The organism is Moheibacter lacus (assembly GCF_014042165.1).
GTDB classification, from domain to species: domain Bacteria; phylum Bacteroidota; class Bacteroidia; order Flavobacteriales; family Weeksellaceae; genus Moheibacter; species Moheibacter lacus.
The window spans coordinates 15,716-37,771 of sequence record NZ_JACDZE010000002.1 but is presented as its reverse complement, the minus strand read 5'-3'; the positions used below and the strand labels follow the sequence as shown (position 1 = coordinate 37,771).

At 35.7% G+C, this 22,056-nt stretch carries 19 protein-coding genes; 11 read left to right on the top strand and 8 right to left on the bottom strand.

Features of this window, described 5'->3' with window-relative positions; genetic code table 11:
* The first annotated feature begins 32 nt into the window (after positions 1–32).
* Positions 33–1,394: a pyridoxal-phosphate dependent enzyme gene (locus tag HU137_RS08280; protein WP_182043377.1), complete on the top strand. Its 1,362-nt coding sequence runs from the start codon at positions 33–35 to the stop codon at positions 1,392–1,394.
* 33 nt (positions 1,395–1,427) lie between these two features.
* Here HU137_RS08280 and HU137_RS08275 read toward each other — a convergent pair whose 3' ends face one another.
* On the bottom strand, positions 1,428–1,937 hold the full coding sequence (locus tag HU137_RS08275; RefSeq protein WP_182043376.1) for an META domain-containing protein: 510 nt from the start codon (positions 1,935–1,937) through the stop codon (positions 1,428–1,430).
* A 224-nt stretch (positions 1,938–2,161) separates the two neighbouring features.
* Here HU137_RS08275 and dnaN point away from each other — a divergent pair, with 224 nt between their 5' ends.
* The 3 genes from dnaN to HU137_RS08260 all read left to right on the top strand — a co-directional run bounded on the left by dnaN (position 2,162) and on the right by HU137_RS08260 (position 6,247).
* Positions 2,162–3,280, top strand: coding sequence for a DNA polymerase III subunit beta (gene dnaN, locus HU137_RS08270; RefSeq protein WP_182043375.1), 1,119 nt, complete (start codon positions 2,162–2,164; stop codon positions 3,278–3,280).
* Positions 3,281–3,374: 94 nt separating this feature from the next.
* A complete protein-coding gene (gene pheT / locus HU137_RS08265; protein WP_182043374.1) occupies positions 3,375–5,813 on the top strand; it encodes a phenylalanine--tRNA ligase subunit beta in 2,439 nt (812 codons plus the stop codon).
* Between the two features lie 11 nt (positions 5,814–5,824).
* Positions 5,825–6,247: an META domain-containing protein gene (locus HU137_RS08260; RefSeq protein ID WP_182043373.1), complete on the top strand. Its 423-nt coding sequence runs from the start codon at positions 5,825–5,827 to the stop codon at positions 6,245–6,247.
* Positions 6,248–6,364: 117 nt separating this feature from the next.
* Here the strand turns inward: HU137_RS08260 and HU137_RS08255 are convergent, their stop codons facing one another.
* From HU137_RS08255 to HU137_RS08230, 6 genes are all read right to left on the bottom strand, one after another.
* Positions 6,365–7,399, bottom strand: coding sequence for a threonine aldolase family protein (locus tag HU137_RS08255; RefSeq protein ID WP_182043372.1), 1,035 nt, complete (start codon positions 7,397–7,399; stop codon positions 6,365–6,367).
* A gap of 1 nt (position 7,400) precedes the next feature.
* On the bottom strand, positions 7,401–8,057 hold the full coding sequence (locus tag HU137_RS08250) for a YggS family pyridoxal phosphate-dependent enzyme (protein ID WP_182043371.1): 657 nt from the start codon (positions 8,055–8,057) through the stop codon (positions 7,401–7,403).
* Positions 8,054–9,298, bottom strand: coding sequence for a DUF1015 domain-containing protein (locus HU137_RS08245; RefSeq protein WP_182043370.1), 1,245 nt, complete (start codon positions 9,296–9,298; stop codon positions 8,054–8,056). The genes HU137_RS08250 and HU137_RS08245 overlap by 4 nt, the downstream gene beginning before the upstream one ends.
* A gap of 18 nt (positions 9,299–9,316) precedes the next feature.
* Entirely contained in the window at positions 9,317–10,279 is a 963-nt protein-coding gene (locus HU137_RS08240) for a D-2-hydroxyacid dehydrogenase (protein ID WP_182043369.1), read from the bottom strand.
* 141 nt (positions 10,280–10,420) lie between these two features.
* Positions 10,421–11,494, bottom strand: a complete 1,074-nt coding sequence (gene serC / locus HU137_RS08235) for a 3-phosphoserine/phosphohydroxythreonine transaminase (RefSeq protein WP_182043368.1) — start codon at positions 11,492–11,494, stop codon at positions 10,421–10,423.
* A 57-nt stretch (positions 11,495–11,551) separates the two neighbouring features.
* Positions 11,552–11,902, bottom strand: a complete 351-nt coding sequence (locus HU137_RS08230) for a 4Fe-4S dicluster domain-containing protein (protein ID WP_182043367.1) — start codon at positions 11,900–11,902, stop codon at positions 11,552–11,554.
* Between the two features lie 112 nt (positions 11,903–12,014).
* Here HU137_RS08230 and HU137_RS08225 point away from each other — a divergent pair, with 112 nt between their 5' ends.
* The 7 genes from HU137_RS08225 (at position 12,015) to HU137_RS08195 (ending at position 21,038) form a co-directional block, all read left to right on the top strand.
* On the top strand, positions 12,015–13,058 hold the full coding sequence (locus HU137_RS08225; RefSeq protein WP_182043366.1) for an acyl-CoA reductase: 1,044 nt from the start codon (positions 12,015–12,017) through the stop codon (positions 13,056–13,058).
* 48 nt (positions 13,059–13,106) lie between these two features.
* Positions 13,107–17,045 (top strand): hybrid sensor histidine kinase/response regulator transcription factor, encoded by a 3,939-nt coding sequence (locus tag HU137_RS08220; RefSeq protein ID WP_182043365.1) that lies wholly within the window; start codon positions 13,107–13,109, stop codon positions 17,043–17,045.
* 125 nt (positions 17,046–17,170) lie between these two features.
* Positions 17,171–17,713: a hypothetical protein gene (locus HU137_RS08215; protein WP_182043364.1), complete on the top strand. Its 543-nt coding sequence runs from the start codon at positions 17,171–17,173 to the stop codon at positions 17,711–17,713.
* A gap of 23 nt (positions 17,714–17,736) precedes the next feature.
* Positions 17,737–18,981: a hypothetical protein gene (locus HU137_RS08210; protein ID WP_182043363.1), complete on the top strand. Its 1,245-nt coding sequence runs from the start codon at positions 17,737–17,739 to the stop codon at positions 18,979–18,981.
* 127 nt (positions 18,982–19,108) lie between these two features.
* The gene (gene pyrH, locus HU137_RS08205; protein WP_182043362.1) at positions 19,109–19,813 is read left to right on the top strand and encodes a UMP kinase; all 705 of its coding nucleotides are present in this window, start codon (positions 19,109–19,111) and stop codon (positions 19,811–19,813) included.
* A gap of 53 nt (positions 19,814–19,866) precedes the next feature.
* The gene (frr, locus tag HU137_RS08200; protein WP_182043361.1) at positions 19,867–20,421 is read left to right on the top strand and encodes a ribosome recycling factor; all 555 of its coding nucleotides are present in this window, start codon (positions 19,867–19,869) and stop codon (positions 20,419–20,421) included.
* Between the two features lie 86 nt (positions 20,422–20,507).
* Complete coding sequence (locus HU137_RS08195; protein WP_182043360.1) at positions 20,508–21,038, top strand: DNA-3-methyladenine glycosylase; 531 nt, start codon at positions 20,508–20,510, stop codon at positions 21,036–21,038.
* 183 nt (positions 21,039–21,221) lie between these two features.
* Here the strand turns inward: HU137_RS08195 and HU137_RS08190 are convergent, their stop codons facing one another.
* Positions 21,222–21,923, bottom strand: coding sequence for a response regulator transcription factor (locus HU137_RS08190; protein ID WP_182043359.1), 702 nt, complete (start codon positions 21,921–21,923; stop codon positions 21,222–21,224).
* Positions 21,924–22,056 lie beyond the last annotated feature (133 nt).

Sequence of the window (22,056 nt, the reverse complement as noted above, 5' to 3'; positions counted from 1 at the left end):
TTCCCTAAATTTGCAATCCAATAAACAGAAAGATGAACTATTGCAACAACATACTTGAAACCATCGGTAACACGCCATTGGTAAAAATCAACCAAATCACAAAAGAAATTCCGGCTTTGGTTCTCGCAAAAGTCGAGACCTTTAATCCCGGAAATTCCGTGAAAGACCGAATGGCGGTGAAAATGATCGAGGATGCAGAAGCCGACGGACGACTCAAACCCGGCGGAACCATTATCGAAGGAACTTCCGGAAATACCGGAATGGGTTTGGCTTTGGGTGCGATTATCAAAGGATACAAACTGATTTGTGTAATTTCCGACAAACAATCCAAAGAAAAAATGGATATTTTGCGCGCAGTTGGAGCAAAAGTGGTGGTTTGTCCGACGGACGTTGAACCCGAAGATCCACGTTCTTATTATTCAGTTTCCAAACGTTTGGCAGAAGAAACTCCGAATTCCTGGTATGTCAACCAATACGATAATCCTTCCAATTCCATTGCGCATTATGAACAAACCGGACCCGAAATTTGGGAACAAACCGATGGAAAAATCACGCATTTTGTAGTGGGCGTTGGAACCGGTGGCACGATTTCCGGCGTTGGGAAATATTTGAAAGAAAAAAATCCGAATATTAAAATTTGGGGAGTGGATACCTACGGTTCCGTATTTAAAAAATACCATGAAACCGGAATTTTTGACGAAAACGAAATCTATCCCTACATCACGGAAGGAATCGGCGAAGATATTTTACCAAAAAATGTGGACTTCTCTTTGATCGACGGGTTTACAAAAGTGACCGATAAAGATGCGGCGGTTTACACCCGAAAAATTGCAAAAGAAGAAGGAATTTTTGTAGGAAATTCTGCAGGATCAGCCATCAAAGGTGTTTTGCAATTGAAAGACGAATTCAAGCCAGATGATGTGGTGGTTGTACTTTTTCACGATCATGGAAGCCGCTATGTCGGAAAAATGTTCAATGACGATTGGATGAAAGAGCGCGGTTTTCTGGAAGAAGAAATCAAAAAAGCTACCGATTTGATCAAAGATCATGTGCATCAACCATTGGTAACCGTAAAAACGGAAGAATTGGTTTCGCATGCGATCGAGCGAATGAAAAAATTTGAAATTTCCCAAATTCCGGTTGTTGATATAGATGGTTTTGTAGGATCTCTTGACGAATCCAATTTGTTCAAATTGTTTTTTGAAGACAAAGATTTGGCGAATAAATCAGTAAAATCAGTGATGGGAAAACCATTCCCTATTGTAAAATCGGAAACAAAAATCGAAGAAATTTCGAAGTTAATCAACAAAGAAAATTCGGCGGTTTTGGTGGAATTGGAAAATGGAAACCATCAAATCATCACCAAACACGATATCATCAAAGCGATACACTAAAACGAAAAGCCCTGATTTGATCAGGGTTTTCTTTTATCGGGTATTTTGGTTTTCAAACACTTTGTTAAAAACCAAAACGATTTCATCGTTGGCGGAAAGTACGAGTTTCATTCCGTCTTCGATAACGGAGTATTTGGTAATGGAAGCCAAAGCATTTAAATAAACTTTTTCATCTACACCTTGACAAAACATGCGCGTTGAACCGAATTTCTCGGTATGGAAAACTATTTTCTGTTGGTCCGCTTCGTATCCGCCAGAAATATTGTTACAACCATTATTTCCGGCAACTTTGTTGTGGTCCACAAAATTCAAATAGGGTTTTTGGATTTTATAATGTTTGATGTCCTTCCCCGTTGCCGGATTTAGATATTCCAATTGCCATTTTCCCAAAAGCGGATCTTTTGGTTGAACAAAAGATGAATTGGATGAATCGGGAGTTTCGGTCACGGCTTTTTCAGATTGGTTTTCAGCGATTTTGATTTGGGATTGACATGAAAATAAAATGGTCAAAAAAATAAAGGAAAAAATAAAACGAACATTCATGATGTAAAAATCAAAAAACTTCTCAAAAATATCGAAAATAGATGAATTTGTTAATATATTTTCGGCCGAATCCTTTCATTTCACATCAAAAGAATTATTTTTGTCAGTCAGAATTTAGAAATTCAAAAATCTATGAAATGTCCATTAGCTGATAGTTGTAATATTGACTAAAATGAATTGGGACATTCCATCTGAGAATTAAAAACCAAATAAAAAATAAACAGATGAAATTCATCGTATCCAGTAGCAGTTTGCTTAAAAATGTCAACTTAATCAGTGGCGTTATCAATTCCAATAATACTTTGCCGATTTTAGATAATTTTTTATTTGAATTGGATGGAAATCAATTAAAAATCACCGGTTCCGATTTGGAAACCACGATTTCAACAATAGTTGAAGTTGAGTCAGCTGATAATGCAAAAATCGCTGTTCCTTCCAGAATTCTTTTGGATACCTTGAAAACTTTCCCAGACCAGCCTTTGACTTTTATTCAAAAAGAAGATAATCTGATGGAAATCGTCTCAGAACAAGGTAATTACCAAATCGCTTTGGAAGCTGCAGATGAATATCCGCAAGCACCTGAAGTTCAGGAAGCCGCAGTTTCAACTTTGCAAGCCGGAATCCTTTCAGAAGCGATTTCCAAAACGCTTTTTGCAACCGGAAATGATGAACTTCGTCCCGTGATGACCGGGGTTTTCTTCCAGGCAGGAAAAGACAATTTTAAATTTGTAGCGACAGATGCGCATCGTTTGGTGAAATATACAAGAAAAGATTTGCCTTCGGCAGAAGCTACCGAATACATCATGCCGAAAAAACCATTGACACTATTGAAAAACATTTTGTCTGGTAGTAATGAGGATGTTAAAGTCGAATATAACCAAACCAACACTCGATTTTCTTTTCAAAACATCGTTTTGATTTGTCGTTTAATTGATGGAAAATACCCAAATTATGATGCGGTAATTCCAAAAGAAAATCCAAATGTTTTGACCATCAACCGAAATCTTTTCTTGACTTCCTTGAAACGAGTTGCTTTGTTTTCCAATAAAACTACCAATCAAGTTCGTTTAAAATTATCAGGAAGTTCCTTAATCATTCACGCAGAAGATGTTGATTTTGCAAGCAAAGCAGAAGAAAGACTACCATGTGATTATAATGGTTCCGATATGCAAATCGGTTTCAATTCTAAATTTTTAATCGAGGTATTGAACAATTTACAATCAGACGATATCACCCTCGAAATGTCCGAACCAAGCCGTGCCGGAATCATCAAACCCGTAGATGGATTGGAAGAAGGAGAAGAAATTTTGATGCTCGTGATGCCGGTCATGTTAAATGCTTAATTCAGTAATTAGTGATTCGTAAATAGAAATTAGGATCCTATTAATTGGAATCAATCACTATTCACCAATCACTATTCACTAATCACACAAAGAAATGAAAATATCATACAATTGGCTTTCTACTTATATCAAAACGGATTTGGAAGTCCAAAAAATAGGTGAAATCCTTACCAATACCGGTTTGGAAGTTGAATCTATTGAAAAAACAGGGACCCAAAACCAAAGTTTAGAAGGTGTAGTCGTCGGAAAAGTAATGACGCTTGAAAAACACCCCAATGCTGACAAACTCCAAATAGCAACAGTAGATGTCGGGACAACAGAAACACTACAAATCGTTTGTGGAGCGCCCAATATTGCCGAAGAACAAAAAGTTCCGGTTGCGACTGTGGGAACAGTTTTGACATCACCAGACGGAAAATCCTTTACCATCAAAGAAGCCAAACTGAGAAATGTTGCTTCATTTGGAATGATTTGTTCCGAAGCTGAGTTGGGAGTAAGTGAAAACCATGATGGAATCTGGGTTCTAGAACCTTCTCATAAAGTTGGAACACCAATTTCAGAAATTATAAAAAAACCCAGTACCGATACATTAATCGAAATCGGATTAACGCCCAACCGAACTGATGCCATGAGCCATTTCGGAGTAGCACGTGATTTAAATGCTGCGCTAAATGTTTTGAAACTCAAATCAGAATTGATTGCTTTAAATTCGAATGAAGAATTTGACCAAATCAAAACAGAAGGAAAAAACCCAATCCAAATCGAAATCAAAAATCCGGAGTTGGTACCAAGATATGCCGGAATCTATTTGGAAAATTTGACCATAAAACCATCTCCAAATTGGTTGCAAGATCGGTTGAAAACCATTGGCTTGAACCCCATCAACAACGTTGTCGATATCACCAATTATATTTTGCATGATTTGGGTCAACCTTTGCATGCTTTTGATGCCGATAAAATTTCAGGTAATAAAATCATCGTTCAAACGCTAGAAAGAGGAAGTAAATTCAAAACTTTGGAAGGTGTTGAACGAGAATTAAACGGATCAGAATTGATGATCTGTGATGATAAACAAGGAATGTGCATCGCAGGTGTTTATGGCGGAATTGATTCCGGCGTAACCGAATCCACAAATAAAATCTTTTTGGAAAGTGCTTATTTTGATCCGATTACAGTTAGAAAAACTTCGAAATCACATGGATTGAATACCGATTCTTCTTTCCGATTTGAAAGAGGAGTTGATCCCAATATGACAATTCAAGCTTTGAAAAAAGCCGTTGTTTTATTGGTCGAATTGGCCGATGCAAAAGTCGTTGGAGAGATTTTTGACCATTATCCTACTCCGATTGAAAATTTCAAAACCGTTTTGCGTTACCATAAATTGGATCAATTGCTGGGTGAAAGATTACACAGAGAACAAGTCAAAGGAATACTGGAATCGCTTGATATTCAGGTAATTTCAGAATCCAACGAGACCCTTGAATTGTCTATTCCACCTTATCGTGCTGACGTCCAACGTGAAGTAGATGTGATCGAAGAAATTTTAAGGATTTACGGATACAACAAAATCAAAACACCGGAAAAAATTGCTTTTACTCCGGTAAAAAATCTGGAGAAAAATGCGCAGAGAGTTGAAAATGTAGCGGCGCAAACTTTGATTTCTCTTGGGTTTCATGAAGCGATGAACAATTCGGTTGTAAAAGCTCAATACCAAGAAATATTTGGACTAGATGAATCTACCGGAGTGAAACTTTTAAATCCTTTGAGTTCAGATTTGTCGGTCATGCGCCAATCGATGTTACCGGGATTATTGGAAAATACGGCGTATAACATCAATCGAAAAAATTCAGATCTTAAGTTTTTTGAATTTGGAAAGATTTACAATAAAACTGATAGTGGATATCAGGAAAATTACCAGTTAGCGATTTTATTATCAGGAAATAAATCAGCTGAAAATTGGGCAAATCCAACGGTAAAATCCAACTTTTTTACCTTAAAAGGAGTTGTCACAGAAGTTTTGACGCGTTTAGGAATCACTGAAATCAAAGAAATTCCTTATACAAATTCCAATTATGCTGAAGCGATTTCACTTCAAGTAGATGGAAAGGAATTGGGTGTTTTAGGTATTTGTTCCAAAGGAATTTTAAAGAAAATGGATGTTGGTCAAGAAATTTTTTACGCAGAATTCAACTGGGATTTGATACTTGAACTGGTTGGAGAATTCCAATTGAAATTTAAAGACATCCCGAAATTCCCTGCTGTGAAGCGTGATTTAGCTTTATTGATCGATAAAGGGATTTCTTATAGCGAATTGTTTACTTCGGCTCAAAATTTGAAATTGGAATTGATGAAATCGGTTCAGTTGTTTGATGTTTATGAAGGCGATAAATTACCGGAAGGAAAAAAATCCTATGCATTGAGTTTCATTTTGCAGGATGAAGAAAAAACCCTCGGTGATGCCGAAATAGAAAAAACAATGAATGAATTAATTCGTAACTTTCAAACCAATTTCAATGCTGAATTGAGAAATTAAAATTGAAAATCATGAAAAAAACAATCTTTTTTTTGGTCATAACTTCTTTGTTTTTAAGCTCTTGCAAAACTTCTCCAGTTGCAGATTTCGGAAAAGTAAAAGCCTTGATTGAATCCAGCACTTGGTTGTTACAAGACGAGAACGGAACGGTAGTCAGTTACAACGACCAAGAAGTTTCCATGAATTTTATCAATGACAATGGTTTACAAGCGGTCGGATTTGCGGGTTGCAACCGCTATTTTTCAGCTGTTACGCTATTACCGGAAAGCATGAAATTTGCCAATCCGGGTTCTACGATGATGGCTTGTCCGGAAATGGATGGTGAAAAAGCATTTTTGGATTTGTTGACGCAGGTCAATACCTACGAAGTTTCCGGAAATGAACTTAAATTATTTCACGATAAAATTGTTTTGTTACGATTTAAGAAGAAATAATCAACCTTAATTTGATCTAATAACATTAAGATTTAAGGTTGAAGTGAATTAATTCAAATCCATATTTTCCTATAAATCAATTTGTTAAGTTTTATATTTAAATCAAACTGAAGTAATTTAGGACTTTAATGCTCTGATTTTCGTTGCGAACTGTTCAACCGCCTCTTCATTGGTCGCCCAAGAAGTAATGATGCGAATCGCCACTTTATCATTTTCCAATTTTTTCCATTGGTAAAAATCAAAATGCTCCGCTAAATTTTCAGCTTGTTCGATTGAAACAATCGGGAAAATCTGATTGGTAAACGTATCGGTTAGAAATTCGCATCCGATTTCCGTAAATGCAGATTTGAGCAACATCGCCTTGGCGTTGGCATAAGCCGCCAATTGTAAATACAAATCGCCTCTCATCAATTCCAAAAACTGTATACCAAGCAATCTTCCTTTGGCGAGCATCGCTCCTTTTTGTTTAATATGAAAACCAAATTCGGGTTGTAGACTCTGATTGTTAATCACAATTGCTTCGCCCAGAAGCGCACCGTTTTTGGTTCCGCCTAAATAAAAAGCATCGGTCAATTTTGCGATTTCTTCCAAATTCAAATCGTTCCCAAATGCCATCAAAGCCTGTGGTAACCTCGCACCATCCATGAACAAATACAATTCATTTTCTTTACAGAATTTTGATAAATCTTCTAATTCTTGTTGGGTATAAATCGTTCCGATTTCTGTCGAATTGGAAATGTAAACCAATTTTGGTTTTAACTGATGTGGAATGTTTTGATGTCCATCTAAAATGGACTGAATGTCTTCCGGATTTAGCTTTCCATCGGCTTTTTCTACCGAATGAACTTTATGTCCGGTTGCTTCGATTGCTCCGGCTTCGTTGGTAAAAATATGACCGGTACTTGCGGAAACCACACTTTCATGCGGTCGTAAAAAAGCCGAAATCACGATTAAATTGGCTTGGGTTCCACCCGCAACAAAATGAACTTTTGAAGTTTCACTTTTGATTTTTTCTTGGATGATTTGTTCTGCCAATTGAGAATATTCGTCCAAACCATACCCATTTTGCTGATCAAAATTGAATTGAACCAAAGCTTTGAGGATGTTCGGATGACAACCTTCTGCATAATCGTTTTTGAATGAAAAGTTCATTTTAATTGTAGTTTCTAGCTCCAAAAATCTTACTTCCGACACGCACCATATTGCTTCCTTCTTCCAGCGCGATTTTATAATCATCACTCATTCCCATTGACAAAGTGGTAAATCCGTGCGTGGTTTTTAATTTTTCGTAGAATATTTTTAATCTTCGGAATTCGTTTCGGATTTGGTTTTCATCTTCCGTAAACGTTGCCATTCCCATGAGTCCGACGATTTTCACAAATGGAAAATTCGTTTCATAAGTCGCTAAAATTCGTTGCGCTTCCTCCTGCTCCATTCCGAATTTTGAATCTTCATCCGCAATTTTAATTTGCAATAAACAAAGGATAATTCGCTCTTGCTTCAAGGCTTGTTTGTTGATTTCTTTTAACAAATCTTCGCTGTCCACGCTGTGAATCAAATGCACGAATGGCGCAATGTATTTCACTTTGTTTTTTTGCAAATGACCGATCAAATGCCAACGAATTTCTTTGGATAAAACAGGTTGTTTTTCGACTAATTCCTGCACTTTATTTTCACCAAAATCCAATTGGCCTGCATCAAAAAGAATTTGAATTTCTTCTACGGGTTTGGTTTTGGAAACGGCTACGAGAATGGTTTCCTTCGGAATTTCGTTTTGAATTTGTTTTAAATTTTCGACTAAATGATTCATTCTTTTAATTGAAAAATGGTTAATCCGCTGAGTGGTTTGGGCTCGATATAGGTACTTTTGGGTGGCATTTTCAATCCCAAATCGGCGATTTTTTCCAAATCATGCGATGCCACAGGATAGAAGAAAAATCCGGCGCGGAATTTACCGGCATCTACTTTCGCTTTTATATTTTTAATTCCATTCAAATCTCCTGTTCCACGGATAAAATCAATTCGGTCATCTACACGAGAGTCTTGAATATTCAAAATTGGTTTTAAGACCAATTCTTCAAATAAATAGGTATCCAATTCTGAAAGCCCTTGAACCGTTAAATTCTCTTTTTTCACAAACAAACTGTAAAATTTCCCATCGAGATACAATCCTAAATTGTGTTTTTTAGATGGAAAAAATGGATTTTCTCCGCGCTCTGCGATATCAAATTTCTCTGATAATTTATTTAAAAATTCTGTAGAATCATGTTCATTTAAATCTTTCAATAACCGATTGTAATCCCTGATTATCAACTCTTTATCCGAAACCAACATTGCCATAGTATAATTGTAGTGATCGGAGTCAGTTGCACCTTTGATTTCCTCCATCATTTTTTGGGAATAGACCAATGAACTTTCCATGCGATGGTGTCCATCTGCGATGTAAAGGGTTTCATATTTCTCGATAGAATCTTTAATTTGTTGTAAATTCAATCTGTTTTCTACTTGCCAAAGTTGGTGTTGGTTTTCCTGTTTGTCTTTAAAAGCAGCGACGGGAAGTCGTTTCATTTCGACATCCATGAGCAAATCGATGCGCTGGTTATGCGGATAGGTCAACAATACCGGCTCTGCATGAAAATGTATGTTGGACAAATAATTGGCAAATAAATTCACTCGTTTGGTAAGGGTTTCTTCGTGTTTTTTGATTTTTCCTGCTTCATAATCTTTCATATGAACCAGACCGACGATTCCTCTAACCTGTTCCTTACTGGGTTTGGTGAGTTGGTAGATATAAAATGATGGTTTATCTAAATCTGATTTGGAAGTTTTTAAAAATTCTTGAAGATTATGACTAACCTTTTTATGTTTTTCATCTGTTTCCAATGAAGATTCTTCCCAAGTGGGCTTGATGATATGTAAAAACGAGTCAAGATTTTGGGTTACTTCCTGTACTAATTCTTCTTCCGAATAATTATCTACTGATTTGGTTGAAAAAAAGCCCGCAATTTCTTTTACGGGCCGTATTCCTTTAAAGGGTTTGAATTGCGGCATGGCACAAATTTACAAAAATTAAAGTACTTTTTCTCCTTTGTAAAACGTCGCAATTTGCTCTGCCAACTCGATTCCGATCCGCTCCTGTGCTTCTTCTGTACTTCCTGCCAAATGTGGTGAAAGCGAGAGTTTTTCATTCATCAACAAACGAACGCTTGGTTTTGGCTCATCTTCAAAAACATCCAATCCGGCACCTGACAATTTTCCGGAATCCAAAGCTTCAATTAAGGCTTCTTCGTCCACTACTCCACCTCTCGCCGTATTGATAATCATCGCGCCGTCTTTCATTTTTTCAATTTCAGCTGTGCTGATCACATAGCTTTCTTGTGCAGGAACATGCAAAGTGATGATGTCAGACTGGGCAATTACTTCTTCAAATGACTGAATATCAAAATGAAACATCACACATTGACCGTCAAAAAATTCAACCGGAACTTCCGCTTCTGTGTACGTATGATCATACGCAATGACTTTCATTCCGGCACCGATTGCATTTTTAGCAACTTCGCGACCAATTCTTCCAAATCCAATGATTCCCAATGTTTTACCTCTCAATTCGAAGGCTTTACCATAGGCTTTTTTCAATTCTTTGAATTTAGTTTCGCCTTCCAAAGGCATCATACGGTTGGAACCGTGAAGATTTCTGTACAATGCATAAACGTGCGCCATCACCATTTCCGCAACAGAAGCTGAGGAAGCTGCCGGCGTATTGATCACCAAAATTCCTTTTGATTTTGCGTATTCCACGTCGATGTTGTCCATTCCGACTCCACCTCGACCGATGATTTTCAAATTCGTTGCATCGATCAAATCCTCGCGAACTTTGGTTGCACTTCGAACCAATAATACTTCGATTTGGTTGTTGTTGATGAAATCGGCCAATTGATCTTGTGCGACGAAAGTCGTCAAGACTTCAAAACCTTCTTTTTCCAATAATATTTTTCCGGCTAGTGAAATTCCGTCGTTTGCTAATACTTTCATTTTTGTTTTTATAGATTTTTTGATATTAGATTTTAGACATTAGATTTTGCCTTAAATCTATTTATTTTAAAATTATTAACGTATTGATATTTCTTAAACTTTATTATTCTAATGTCTTGTGTCTAATGTCTCAATTCTAATTTACCCAAATTTCGTTTCGAATTCCTTCATTATATCCACTAAAACTTGAACGCTCTCGATCGGTAAAGCATTGTACATACTTGCTCTGTATCCGCCTACATCACGGTGTCCGTTCAAACTGGAGATTCCGGCTTCTTTCCACATTTTATCAAATTCAGCTTTCAGACTTTCATCTTTCAACACAAAAGTTGCATTCATTTCAGAGCGGTCTTCTTTTTCAGCAGTTCCGGTAAACATTCCATTTCGGTCAATTTCACCGTACATCAATTCCGCTTTTGCAACATTTCTTTTTGCAATTTCAGGAACACCACCTAAATTTTTCAACCATTGTAAATTCAACATCACACCATAAACGGCTAGAACCGGCCAAGTGTTAAACGCACTTCCTTTTGCGATATGGGTTTCATAATTTAAATAATTAGGAATATCACGTCCCGTTTTACCCAAAATATCTTTTTTCACGATGGTTACCACACTTCCTGCTGGTCCCATGTTTTTCTGGGCGCCGGCATAAATCACATCAAATTTTGAAACATCTACCGGTTTGCTCATGATGTCTGAAGACATATCACAAACTAACGGAACAGGACTATTTGGAAAGGATTTCATCTGTGTTCCAAAAATCGTGTTGTTGGAAGTACAATGGAAATAATCCACATCAGAAGGTATAGAAAATCCTTTTGGGATATAATTGAAATTTTTATCGGCAGAAGAAGCCAAAACATTGACCTCGCCCATTCTTTTTGCTTCTTTGATGGCGTTTTTCGCCCAAGCTCCCGTTTCGGTATAAGCCGCTTTTCCTCCGTTTAATTTCATCAAATTAAATGGTACCATCACAAATTGAAGCGAAGCTCCACCTTGGGTAAAAATCACTTCATGCGTGTCTGGAACATTCATCAAATCTTTTACGAGTTGAATCGCATTATCGATGACTTCTTGTGCATCTGCACGTCTATGAGAAATTTCCATGATAGACGAACCGGAATTGTTAAAATTCAATACGGCTTCTGCCATTTTATCAAAAACTTCTTGTGGAAGTATACAAGGTCCTGCGCTGAAATTGTGGATTTTCATGTTGATTTATTTTGTATTAAAGTTTGATGTTAATAATTGATATAGATAATTTTAAGATTACTCCTTGTGCATAAATGCCTTTTTGCTTAATAATCTTTCTTCAGATTCTACATGATCATCATCCGGGACACAACAGTCCACCGGACAAACCGCCGCACATTGTGGTTCTTCATGAAAACCTTTGCATTCTGTACATTTATCGGGAACGATGTAATAAACTTCGTCGCTTATAGGCTCTTGTGCCTCATCTGCGTTAAAAGACGCTCCATCTATATTGACGATATCTCCATGAAGTTCAGTTCCATCTGCATATCGCCAGTCAACTGCAGCTTCATAAATTGCGTTGTTTGGGCATTCAGGTTCACACGCTCCGCAATTGATACATTCATCAGTGATTATGATTGCCATTTTTTTATATTTTGAATTTTAATGCAAATCTTTTAAAGAATTTAAACCCATTCATACTAAAATCTAATTCCTTAGATTTGCACCGCAAAAGTACCAATTTTTTTCAGATTTTATGTCTATTTCCACTCGTATTTCCGCCATTTATGATTTAGGTCAGTTTTTTAAATTTATAACTGAAAATGAATTAGATAACAAAAATAATTTAGCCAAATACAAATATTTCAAAGAAGATTTTTTAGCTAAATTAAAACTGGCTGAACTTCAAAATCCATGGTTTACCCAAGAGAATTTGAAATTCTGTCTGGCGCAATGGGGCAAAATCCTGACAATTGAAAATTTAGAGAAATGGTTGAAATCTTATCCATACACTGAAAATCCAAAAAACATAGGCATCGTGATGGCGGGAAATATCCCGCTGGTCGGATTTCATGATTTGGTTACGGTTTTGTTTTCCGGAAATCATGCGATGGTAAAAACTTCTTCAAAAGACCAAGTTTTGATGGAATTCGTATTGAATTATTTAAAAGAATTTGATGATGATTTGAACGATTCGATTCAAAAAGTTGAACGATTGGGAAAAGTAGATGCGGTAATTGCCACCGGAAGCAATAACACAGCGCGTTATTTCGAATATTATTTCAAAGAAATTCCCCATATCATCCGTAAAAACCGAACTTCGGTTGCGGTTTTAAACGGAAATGAATCTGAAGAAGAATTGAAAAAATTAGGCGAAGATATTTTCCGGTATTTTGGTTTAGGTTGTCGAAATGTGACCAAATTGTATCTGCCTGAAGGATACAATACCGATTTGATTTTTGAAGCGTTTTATGATTGGAATCCGATCATTAATCACACGAAGTATGCCAATAATTACGATTACAACCGTGCGATTTATTTGATGGAACAACAAGCGTTTTTGGACAATAATTTTCTGATGTTGAAAGCATCAAAAGAATTGCATAGTCCCATAGGTGTGGTTCATTTTGAGTATTATCAAAATTTGGACGAAGTCAAAAAAGAATTAGAATCACATCAAGAAAAAATTCAATGCGTAGTCGGAAATGGATTTGAAATTCCATTTGGTCAAACGCAAAAGCCCTCGCTGACTGATTATGCTGATGGTGTGGATACGATGGAGTTTTTGGGAAATATATAGGGATTGAATCTCGATATTTCTTTTTAATTTTTCTTCAATTTCTTACATTTGAAGAAAAGCATATTGTTTAAAAAAATTCTACTCATACTATCATTTTTAAGTACTTCCTTCTTGTTTTCGCAAGTAGAAAAGCAAATTTTATTTCGAAATTTAACCGTTGAAAATGGGCTTTCGCAAAACAGTGTCATCAGTATAGCGCAAGATCAAACCGGACTTCTATGGTTTGCAACGCAGGATGGACTCAATCGATTTGATGGTAGAAGTTATATTTATTTTCAAGAACAATTTGAGGATATTACTCGTGCTGATTACAGTCGATTGGGTAAAATTTACATCGATTTAAAAGGAGATATTTGGATCATCACGCTTTCTGGGATTTTAAAAAAATTTGATACAAAACTCAAAAGATTTGTAAAAAGCGATTATTTCTCAAAGGTGAGTTCAATTCATAAAAACAAATCAAATAACTTATTTATAGGGACTCACGAAAGTGGTATTTATAAAATAAATGAAAATGACACCATTCAAATTCTCAAAGAGAAAGACTGGCGATACAATTCAGTCTATGATTTTTTAGAATTTGAAAAAAAATTACTGGCTGCAACTTCAAAAGGTATTTTAGAAATCCAAGCCCACAAATACCAGTTTCAAAAATCCAGTTCTGTTCATCCATTCAGCTGTTTGACAAAATCTGCAGATGAAAGTAAACTCTTTGCCGGTACTTTTGGTGGTGGACTTTATTATTTCGATTTCAAAATAAATGAATGGTTGAATTTCAAAAATTTAGGAAAAGAAAAATTACCGGACGATTTAAACATAGAGGACATTCATTATGACAAAAATAACAGATTGTGGATCGCAACCTACGGAAATGGTTTGTATTTGCTTGACTTTAAAAACCAATCTATCCGACATTTCTTATTTAATAGAAGTAACCCAAATTCAATAAGTTACAATGATTTACTATGTATTTTTGAGGACAATACAGGTACTATATGGATTGGCACAGATGGCGGTGGTGTGAATTATTATGACGATTATTTTTTCAAATTTCAAAAACTGACAAATGAACAAGTATCGGATAAAGTAAATTTGGATGTGATACGCTCTATAACTACTGATAACAATGGCAACATTTGGGTGGGTACATCCGGAAAAGGTTTGACTGAATTAAACTTAAAAACAGATACTTATAAAACTTATACTACTGAAAACGCTACGATTTCGTCCAACCGGATCATCAGTCTTTTATGGAATAAAAATGCACTCTGGTTAGGTACACAAGACAAAGGTCTTTCCATTTTTAAAAACGGCAATTTTAAAAACTATGACTCAAATTCTACTCCTAGACTAAATGTTGAAAGTATATGGACAATTTTTAAAGATAGTTCTGAAAAAGTTTGGTTGGGTACTCGGTATAAAGGTTTGGTTTTGTTTGATCCGGAAGTGGGTGAATTGGAAAAATACCCAAATGATAGTAAAGGTTTGCCTGTTTTGAATATACGGCATATCATAGAAGGAAAGACAGACGAATTGTGGTTAGCAACGGATAAAAATGGATTGTACCGATTTGAAAAGAAATCAAAAAAAATAGAAAACGTCCCGTTTCTTACGAAAAAAATAAAGTCGCTCTATTATCAAAAAGAAAGAAATATTTTATGGGTTGGAACCAACGGTAACGGTTTGGTAAAATATGATTTAGATGTTAAAAAGACTAAAAAGTATTCGACTAAAGAGGGTTTGCCAAACCATGTTGTATATGGAATACTTCCAGACGGTTTGGGCAATTTATGGTTGAGTTCCAATCGAGGTATAAGTAAATTCAACATTGATAATGAGGAGTTTACTAATTTCACAGACGATGGAGGCTTGCAGTCACTTGAATTTAACACCGGGGCATTTCATGCAGCGGAAAACGGAATTTTATTTTTCGGAGGAATTAAAGGTTTAAACTGGTTTAAACCGGATGAACTTTCCTTTAACCCCATTAAACCCAAAACCATCATTTCTCAATTTAAAATCGTTAACCAACCTCAATCTCTACTTGGAAATCAGCAATATAATTTCAAAGACAATACAGTAGATTTTACTTTTTCCAGCCTTCAATTTACTTTACCCGAAAGAAATTTATACAAATACAAATTAGAAAACTATGATGAAAATTGGTCTGAAGCAAATAACATAAATACCGCACATTACACCAACCTTCCACCAGGTGTTTATACGTTTAAAGTAGTTTCCAGTAATTATGATGGTCTTTGGGGAGAAATCCCTGCTATGTTGCAATTTGAAATCCTCAAACCTTGGTATTCTACCAACTTGGCTTTTATCTTATATTTTCTCATTTTGGTTTTGATGGGTTATTTCGTTTACCGTTATTTCAAATGGAGGTGGAAACTGCAAATGCAACTGGAAATAGAGCACGAAGAAACTGAAAGACTAGAAAACCTCAACAAACTGAAAACCAATTTATTTAATAATATTTCACACGAATTCCGAACACCGCTCACCTTGATTTCCGGCCCTGTTGAAAACCAATTAAAAAGAACAGATAATTCTGAAGATGATACACTCGAACTGAACCTTATCAAACGAAACGCAAAACGTCTTTTGCATTTGATAAACCAACAATTGGAAATGGCAAAATTGGATACCGGACAATTAAAGTTGAAAATTTCAAAAGGCAATTTAAATGCACTTTTGCAACAAATCATCGCCAATTTCATGTTTACAGCAAAAGAGAAAAATATAAATTTCATCCATGAAATAAGAGGGCTAGAAAATGTTTGGTTTGATCAGGAAATTTGTGAAAAAATATTGACAAATTTACTTGGCAATGCTGTAAAATACACACCTGAAAATGGATACATTTCACTTACGGCTATTGAACAAAAGGACAATTTTTTATTCAACATAAGCAATAGTGGTAATAATCTATCTGAAAATGAATTGGATCAAATATTTGACCGATATTATTTAGGAAAATCAAACAAAACTGATGGTGTGGGCATAGGACTTTCTATAGTGAAAGAATTGGTCACACTGGCACAGGGTTCTATTGATGCAAAACTTCTAAAGTCTGATGAAATTTGTTTCACATTGAAAATGCCTATTGCTCCTAAATCTTTTCAAGAAGAAGAAATCATATTGAAAAAAACCGAATATCAACTGCAAAACACTTTACCACCAAAAAATGCAAATTCAATCGAAAAAAGTCAGACAAATACGAGTGATTTGCCTAAAGTTTTGGTCGTTGAGGATGATCCGGACATGCGTCTTTACATCAAAAATATAATCAAAGCTCAATTTGATGTTACAGAAGCTGAAAATGGAAATATAGGTATCCGGACGGCTTATAGCATACTTCCGGATTTGATCATCAGCGATATCATGATGCCGGAAAAAACTGGAATAGAGTTATGCAATGAGCTCAAATCAAATGTACTAACCAGTCATATTCCTATCATAGTTCTCACAGCAAAATCTGGAGATAAAAATGAAATCCTGGGACTTCGTTCCGGTGCGGATGACTATGTCACAAAACCGTTTAATAGCGAGATCCTTGTCTTAAAAATGGAAAACGCACTGCAAACGAGGGACCGATTAAAAAAATTATATTCAAGTACTTTACATTTATCTCCTGAACTCTATGTAACTTCAACTGAACAAGCTTTTTTGGAAAGATTGGAAAAAGTAGTAAATGAAAATATTACGGATTCAAATTTAACCGGTGAAGCATTTGCTCAACTCATGGGGATGAGCAGATCCCAACTGCATAAAAAGCTTAATTCCATATTGGGTGTCTCCACTACCGAATTCATCCGAACACAAAGATTGAAAATGGCAAAAGAATTGTTAAAATCGGACGCAAATATTTCAGAGATTGCTTATTTAGTTGGGTTCAATTCGCCTTCTTACTTTTCTAAATGTTTCAAAGAAAAATTTCAATGTACTCCATTGGAATTCCAAGAAAATAGAAACTATTAATTTTCTATAATTAATTTGATTTTCATTTAGTAAAAAAGATGAAAAACATTTGTTATAGCAAAAAAAACATTTGTAGTAGCCTGAATTTCAGTTCATTTATACTTTTACAATTAAACAAATGGACTATGAAATCTAACTACTTATTATATGTATTTTTTCTTCTCATTTTGATTTCTTGCACAGAAAATTCCATCAAAATAACCGGGTCTCCTCTCTCTTTAAACGACACGATGATCGCAACTACTAGCGATGTAGCCATGAAAATCAAAATGGAAGGAAAAGTATTTACCATTGAAAAGCAAAACATTCTCCCTATAAATGTTTCATTTGAGGAATTACCGATCAAATTCTTGGTAAGAGAAGAAAATAACCCTGTAACGCTAAATCTGAACTTTTATCAAACTGATTTTGCGGAAAAACTTCCCAAAGAGTTTAAAATACCGGAAGACAATGTAGAGAAAGTCATCATTGACCTAAATTTTTTCAATGAAGAAAGAAATGTCAAAAAAATGAACAAACGCATCATTTTCCGAAATGGAATCATCAAAATTGAAAAATTTAGTGAAAACGAACTCAAAATAATCTTTGATGGACTAGGAAGTGGAATAACCGAAAAAGAAAATTTCCCCATTTCGGGAGAATTAAACATAAACTATCAACGAACTTAATAACATCAATTAAAACTAAAATCATGAAAACAATCACAAAATTTTTGTATTTATTCATTCTGTCAATCGCCATAATCGGATGTACAAATAGCGATGACGACACAGGTGGAGGAGATCAACCAGATCCTCAATATAACTTAGATGCCATACAAGGCAATTGGTTCCGGGTCGGCGGTAACAACCCCAATAACAACGGTATGAAGATAAACGTCACCAATAACCAAGGAAAAATAACCGAGTCTTTAAATTCAAATTACCCACTGAACAGCATCAAATGGAAAGACATAGAAGCTACTGCAGAAAATGAATACGAACACCTAGAACTCGGTTCTGACGGTCTTTATTATGATGCCATTATGCAATTGGGACAAGATGACACGCTACGCATTTATGTAGGAATTGTAGCTCCAGGCAGCGAACAGAAATGGGTAAGAACTTACACAGAACCTGATCCGGAAGTAAATGACTGTTCGCCTTATGATGCGGGTGCATTTTCAGGTGACTTAACCAATAACTGGTCTGAAGCCAATGAATTTGATGAATACCCCGGATTACTTCCGGCGGTAAGCGATCCAGCCGGTGGATATTATATTGTAACTTTAACTGCCGAAGAATCTGTTCCTTGGATTGACATTAAAATTCCGGGAGCACCTTACCCTATTATCAATGGCTCTGCTGGCGGGTCCAGTACACCACAGACGAGGAAAGTTGCTTTTTTGGCACATCCCGGTGTAAGCTATGACGTAACGGTTAATCCTTTCATAAACGGTGGGAATTTCCCTGAAACCTATACAATCAATTGGGAATATGTTGGGCTTATGGATTGCTTTGAACTTAATGACACCTTTGAACAAGCAAAGTTTATCCCCAAAAATGAGACATTGGAAGCATTTGCCAATGCCGGTTATAAAGTCATGGGATCTTCTGAAACTTCTTTTGATTGGTACAAAGTTAGAATTAATGAACCGGCTAAAATAAAAGTTGAGGTTCAACAATGTCCTTCGGACGAATTTATGCGCATGAGAATTTTCAGAGAAGACCATTCAGAACTAACGACTACAACAACCGATATTTTTGGAAATTCAACCAATCATACAGCTGGTACATTGTATTATAAAGTCACAAATAGCACACTCGATCCCGGCATTTATTACATTCGTTTTGATGGAACCAAAACCGGTAACCGACAAATAGATTATAACGCAGAAGAAACCATGCCTGATGTATGGACTACACCTTATAAATTTAAAGTAACAACCGTTCAATAAATTCCCTTATTCTCTTAACTTTAAAAGCAGGCTCTCTATGAGCCTGCTTTTTTTATATAAATTCCTTGCCTTATTTTCATTTGAATACATTTATATTTGTAACACAAAATCCAAAAATCCATTTCTGATGAAATACAAAAGAATCCTTCTAAAGTTAAGCGGTGAAGCACTGATGGGAAATCGTCAATACGGAATCGACCCTGATAGATTAAACGAATATGCTGGAGAAATCAAGTCTGCAGTCGAAATGGGTGTGGAAGTGGCCATCGTGATTGGAGGAGGAAATATTTTCCGAGGAGTCGCCGGTGCAGCCAATGGAATGGACAGAGTTCAAGGTGACTATATGGGAATGCTTGCAACGGTCATCAACTCGATGGCATTACAATCTGCACTTGAAGAAGCCGGTGTTTATACGCGTTTACAAACCGCAATTAGAATGGAGCAAATCGCAGAACCTTTTATCAAACGTAGGGCGACACGACATTTAGAAAAAGGAAGAGTTGTGATTTTTGGTGCCGGAACCGGAAATCCTTATTTCACTACTGATACCGCTGCAACTTTACGTGCCATCGAAATCGATGCAGATGTCATCCTAAAAGGAACAAGAGTAGACGGAATTTATACAGCAGACCCAGAAAAAGATCCAACAGCAACAAAATTCGAAACCTTGACTTTTGATGAAGTCTATCAAAAAGGATTAAATGTTATGGATATGACCGCATTTACACTAAGTCAGGAAAATAATTTACCGATTATCGTGTTTGATATGAATTCGAAAGGCAATTTACAAAAATTGCTTAAGGGTGAAAGTGTAGGAACATTGGTGAATTAAAATTTGATTTGATATATTCGCATTGCGAAATTCAAATTAGTAAAATTAGTAAAATGGAAGAATTAGATTTTATAGTAGACATAGCAAAAGACCAAATGCAAAAGGCTTTGGATCATTTAGAAAAAGAGTTAACCAAATTGCGTGCAGGAAAAGCCAGCCCGGCGATGCTTTCGACTGTTCGATTTGATTATTATGGGTCTTCTACTCCTATTTCCCAAGCTGCAAACATCGGTACTCCAGATGCAAGAACTTTGACCATTCAGCCATGGGAAAAGAATCTAATTCAAGAAATAGAAAAAGCGATCATCAATTCCAATTTAGGATTTGCGCCATCAAACAACGGCGACATGATCATCATCAGCATTCCACCACTTACTGAAGAGCGACGTAAAGAATTGGCGAAAATTGCCAAATCCGAAGCAGAAAATGCAAAAGTAAGCATCAGAAATGCAAGGAAAGATGCTAATAATGATGTGAAGAAAAATGAAGAAGCTTCTGAAGATTTGAAAAAACAATATGAAGATCGAATTCAAGGATTGACCGATAAATTCGTCACAAAATCTGATGAGATTTTTGCAGTAAAAGAAAAGGAAATCATGACGGTTTAGTCTGTTGATTTAAAGATAAATATAACGCTTTTCAATTTGAATAGCGTTTTTTGTTGGCTTCGGGAATAAAATCAATCAAATTAAAAATGAAAGAACGAATTCCAAAATCCTATTTCCAATCTAATGATGCGGTTTTTATTGCTGAAAATCTTATTGGAAAAACTTTGATTCGCCAGTTTGAAAATGGTGAAATCATTCGTTCAAAAATCACCGAAACCGAAGCCTACGTCGGACCGGAAGATTTGGCTTGTCATGCAAGCAAGGGAAAGACAAAAAGAACTTCCATCATGTTTGAAAAAGGAGGTTTGGTTTATGTGTATTTGATTTATGGGATGTATTGGATGTTGAATTTCGTGACCGGAAAAGAAGATGAACCTCAAGCAGTATTAATTCGTGGAATTGAAGGTTGTTCTGGTCCCGGTAGAATTGGGAAATTACTCCAATTGGATCAATCTTTTTATGGAGAAGATTTGGAGACTTCAAAGAGAATTTGGTTAGAAGCATCAGAAATTGAAGGAGAAGTTATTACAACCCCGAGAATTGGCATTGATTACGCCGGTGAATTTTGGAAAAATAAACCTTGGCGATTTGTTCTACAGGATTTTGAGGGAAAATAAAGAATTTCTTGAAACGAAATTCTTTATTTAGATCCCGAAGCAAGTTCAGGGATGACTATTTCAGTGGAAACTCCGACGCAGAGCGTCGAGGAATTCTTTTTGAATAAATAACCTATAGCACACTATATTTTCAATTTAATATTATTTAAACTTCAAATATTAGCATGCTATAGGCTCTGATTATCAAATAGCGATCAATTTACTGACCACAGCCACTTTCACCATTTGGGCTGTATTTTTAACGTCAAGTTTATTCAACAAATTTCTTCTGTGGGTTTCCGCAGTGTGTAAACTGATGAAAAGTTCTTCTGAGATTTCTTTTGTATTCATTCCATTACAGACCAAACAAAGAATTTCCTTTTCACGTTTGGTTAAACCAAACAATTCGTCAACATATTCATTTTCTGAATAAGAATCGGCATCATTGATCTCCAATCCAATAGGATTTCGGTTTTCTTCTTTTTTACAAAATTGATTAATGACCAGTTTCTGGTATTTGGGTGATAAGCATATTTTCCCATTGCATACATCATGAAGCATATCGACAAAGTCTTTAGAAGAAATTTCAGGACTTAAAACGCCCGATATTCCTGCATTCAATAAAAATTTCATCCTTTTTACATTACATTCTGAAGTCAAAACTAATGCTCGTAAATTGGGATAGGTTTGAATCAAATTATGCAAATAGAGATTGGGTTGATCAAAACCAATTGCAGCGTCATAAATCAAGATTTTTTGGGTTTCAGGATCTTTGTTAAAATTGATTTCAAATAATTCTTTTGGATTGGACACAACATTAACTTGAGCGTTATTAAATTGTTCCAAAATCAATCCTTCAAATCCTTTTAGCAATATTGCATTTTCTATTGCCAGGTAGACATTCATAGATTTTTCCATAGGTTAATTTAGTTTTAGTGTGAGAGATGGGGGGAGTTTAGTATCATTTAATCATACGCAATCATAATTGGGTTAAAGTTATACGTCTATTATTTATACACCTGCTAATTTAATATAATTA

Bases quoted from the DNA above. Each gene is read 5' to 3' on its own strand.
- HU137_RS08280 (WP_182043377.1), top strand. From the start codon at position 33: ATGAACTATTGCAACAACATACTTGAAACCATCGGTAACACGCCATTG.
- HU137_RS08275 (WP_182043376.1), bottom strand. From the start codon at position 1,937: ATGAATGTTCGTTTTATTTTTTCCTTTATTTTTTTGACCATTTTATTT.
- dnaN (WP_182043375.1), top strand. From the start codon at position 2,162: ATGAAATTCATCGTATCCAGTAGCAGTTTGCTTAAAAATGTCAACTTA.
- pheT (WP_182043374.1), top strand. From the start codon at position 3,375: ATGAAAATATCATACAATTGGCTTTCTACTTATATCAAAACGGATTTG.
- HU137_RS08260 (WP_182043373.1), top strand. From the start codon at position 5,825: ATGAAAAAAACAATCTTTTTTTTGGTCATAACTTCTTTGTTTTTAAGC.
- HU137_RS08255 (WP_182043372.1), bottom strand. From the start codon at position 7,399: ATGAACTTTTCATTCAAAAACGATTATGCAGAAGGTTGTCATCCGAAC.
- HU137_RS08250 (WP_182043371.1), bottom strand. From the start codon at position 8,057: ATGAATCATTTAGTCGAAAATTTAAAACAAATTCAAAACGAAATTCCG.
- HU137_RS08245 (WP_182043370.1), bottom strand. From the start codon at position 9,298: ATGCCGCAATTCAAACCCTTTAAAGGAATACGGCCCGTAAAAGAAATT.
- HU137_RS08240 (WP_182043369.1), bottom strand. From the start codon at position 10,279: ATGAAAGTATTAGCAAACGACGGAATTTCACTAGCCGGAAAAATATTA.
- serC (WP_182043368.1), bottom strand. From the start codon at position 11,494: ATGAAAATCCACAATTTCAGCGCAGGACCTTGTATACTTCCACAAGAA.
- HU137_RS08230 (WP_182043367.1), bottom strand. From the start codon at position 11,902: ATGGCAATCATAATCACTGATGAATGTATCAATTGCGGAGCGTGTGAA.
- HU137_RS08225 (WP_182043366.1), top strand. From the start codon at position 12,015: ATGTCTATTTCCACTCGTATTTCCGCCATTTATGATTTAGGTCAGTTT.
- HU137_RS08215 (WP_182043364.1), top strand. From the start codon at position 17,171: ATGAAATCTAACTACTTATTATATGTATTTTTTCTTCTCATTTTGATT.
- HU137_RS08210 (WP_182043363.1), top strand. From the start codon at position 17,737: ATGAAAACAATCACAAAATTTTTGTATTTATTCATTCTGTCAATCGCC.
- pyrH (WP_182043362.1), top strand. From the start codon at position 19,109: ATGAAATACAAAAGAATCCTTCTAAAGTTAAGCGGTGAAGCACTGATG.
- frr (WP_182043361.1), top strand. From the start codon at position 19,867: ATGGAAGAATTAGATTTTATAGTAGACATAGCAAAAGACCAAATGCAA.
- HU137_RS08195 (WP_182043360.1), top strand. From the start codon at position 20,508: ATGAAAGAACGAATTCCAAAATCCTATTTCCAATCTAATGATGCGGTT.
- HU137_RS08190 (WP_182043359.1), bottom strand. From the start codon at position 21,923: ATGAATGTCTACCTGGCAATAGAAAATGCAATATTGCTAAAAGGATTT.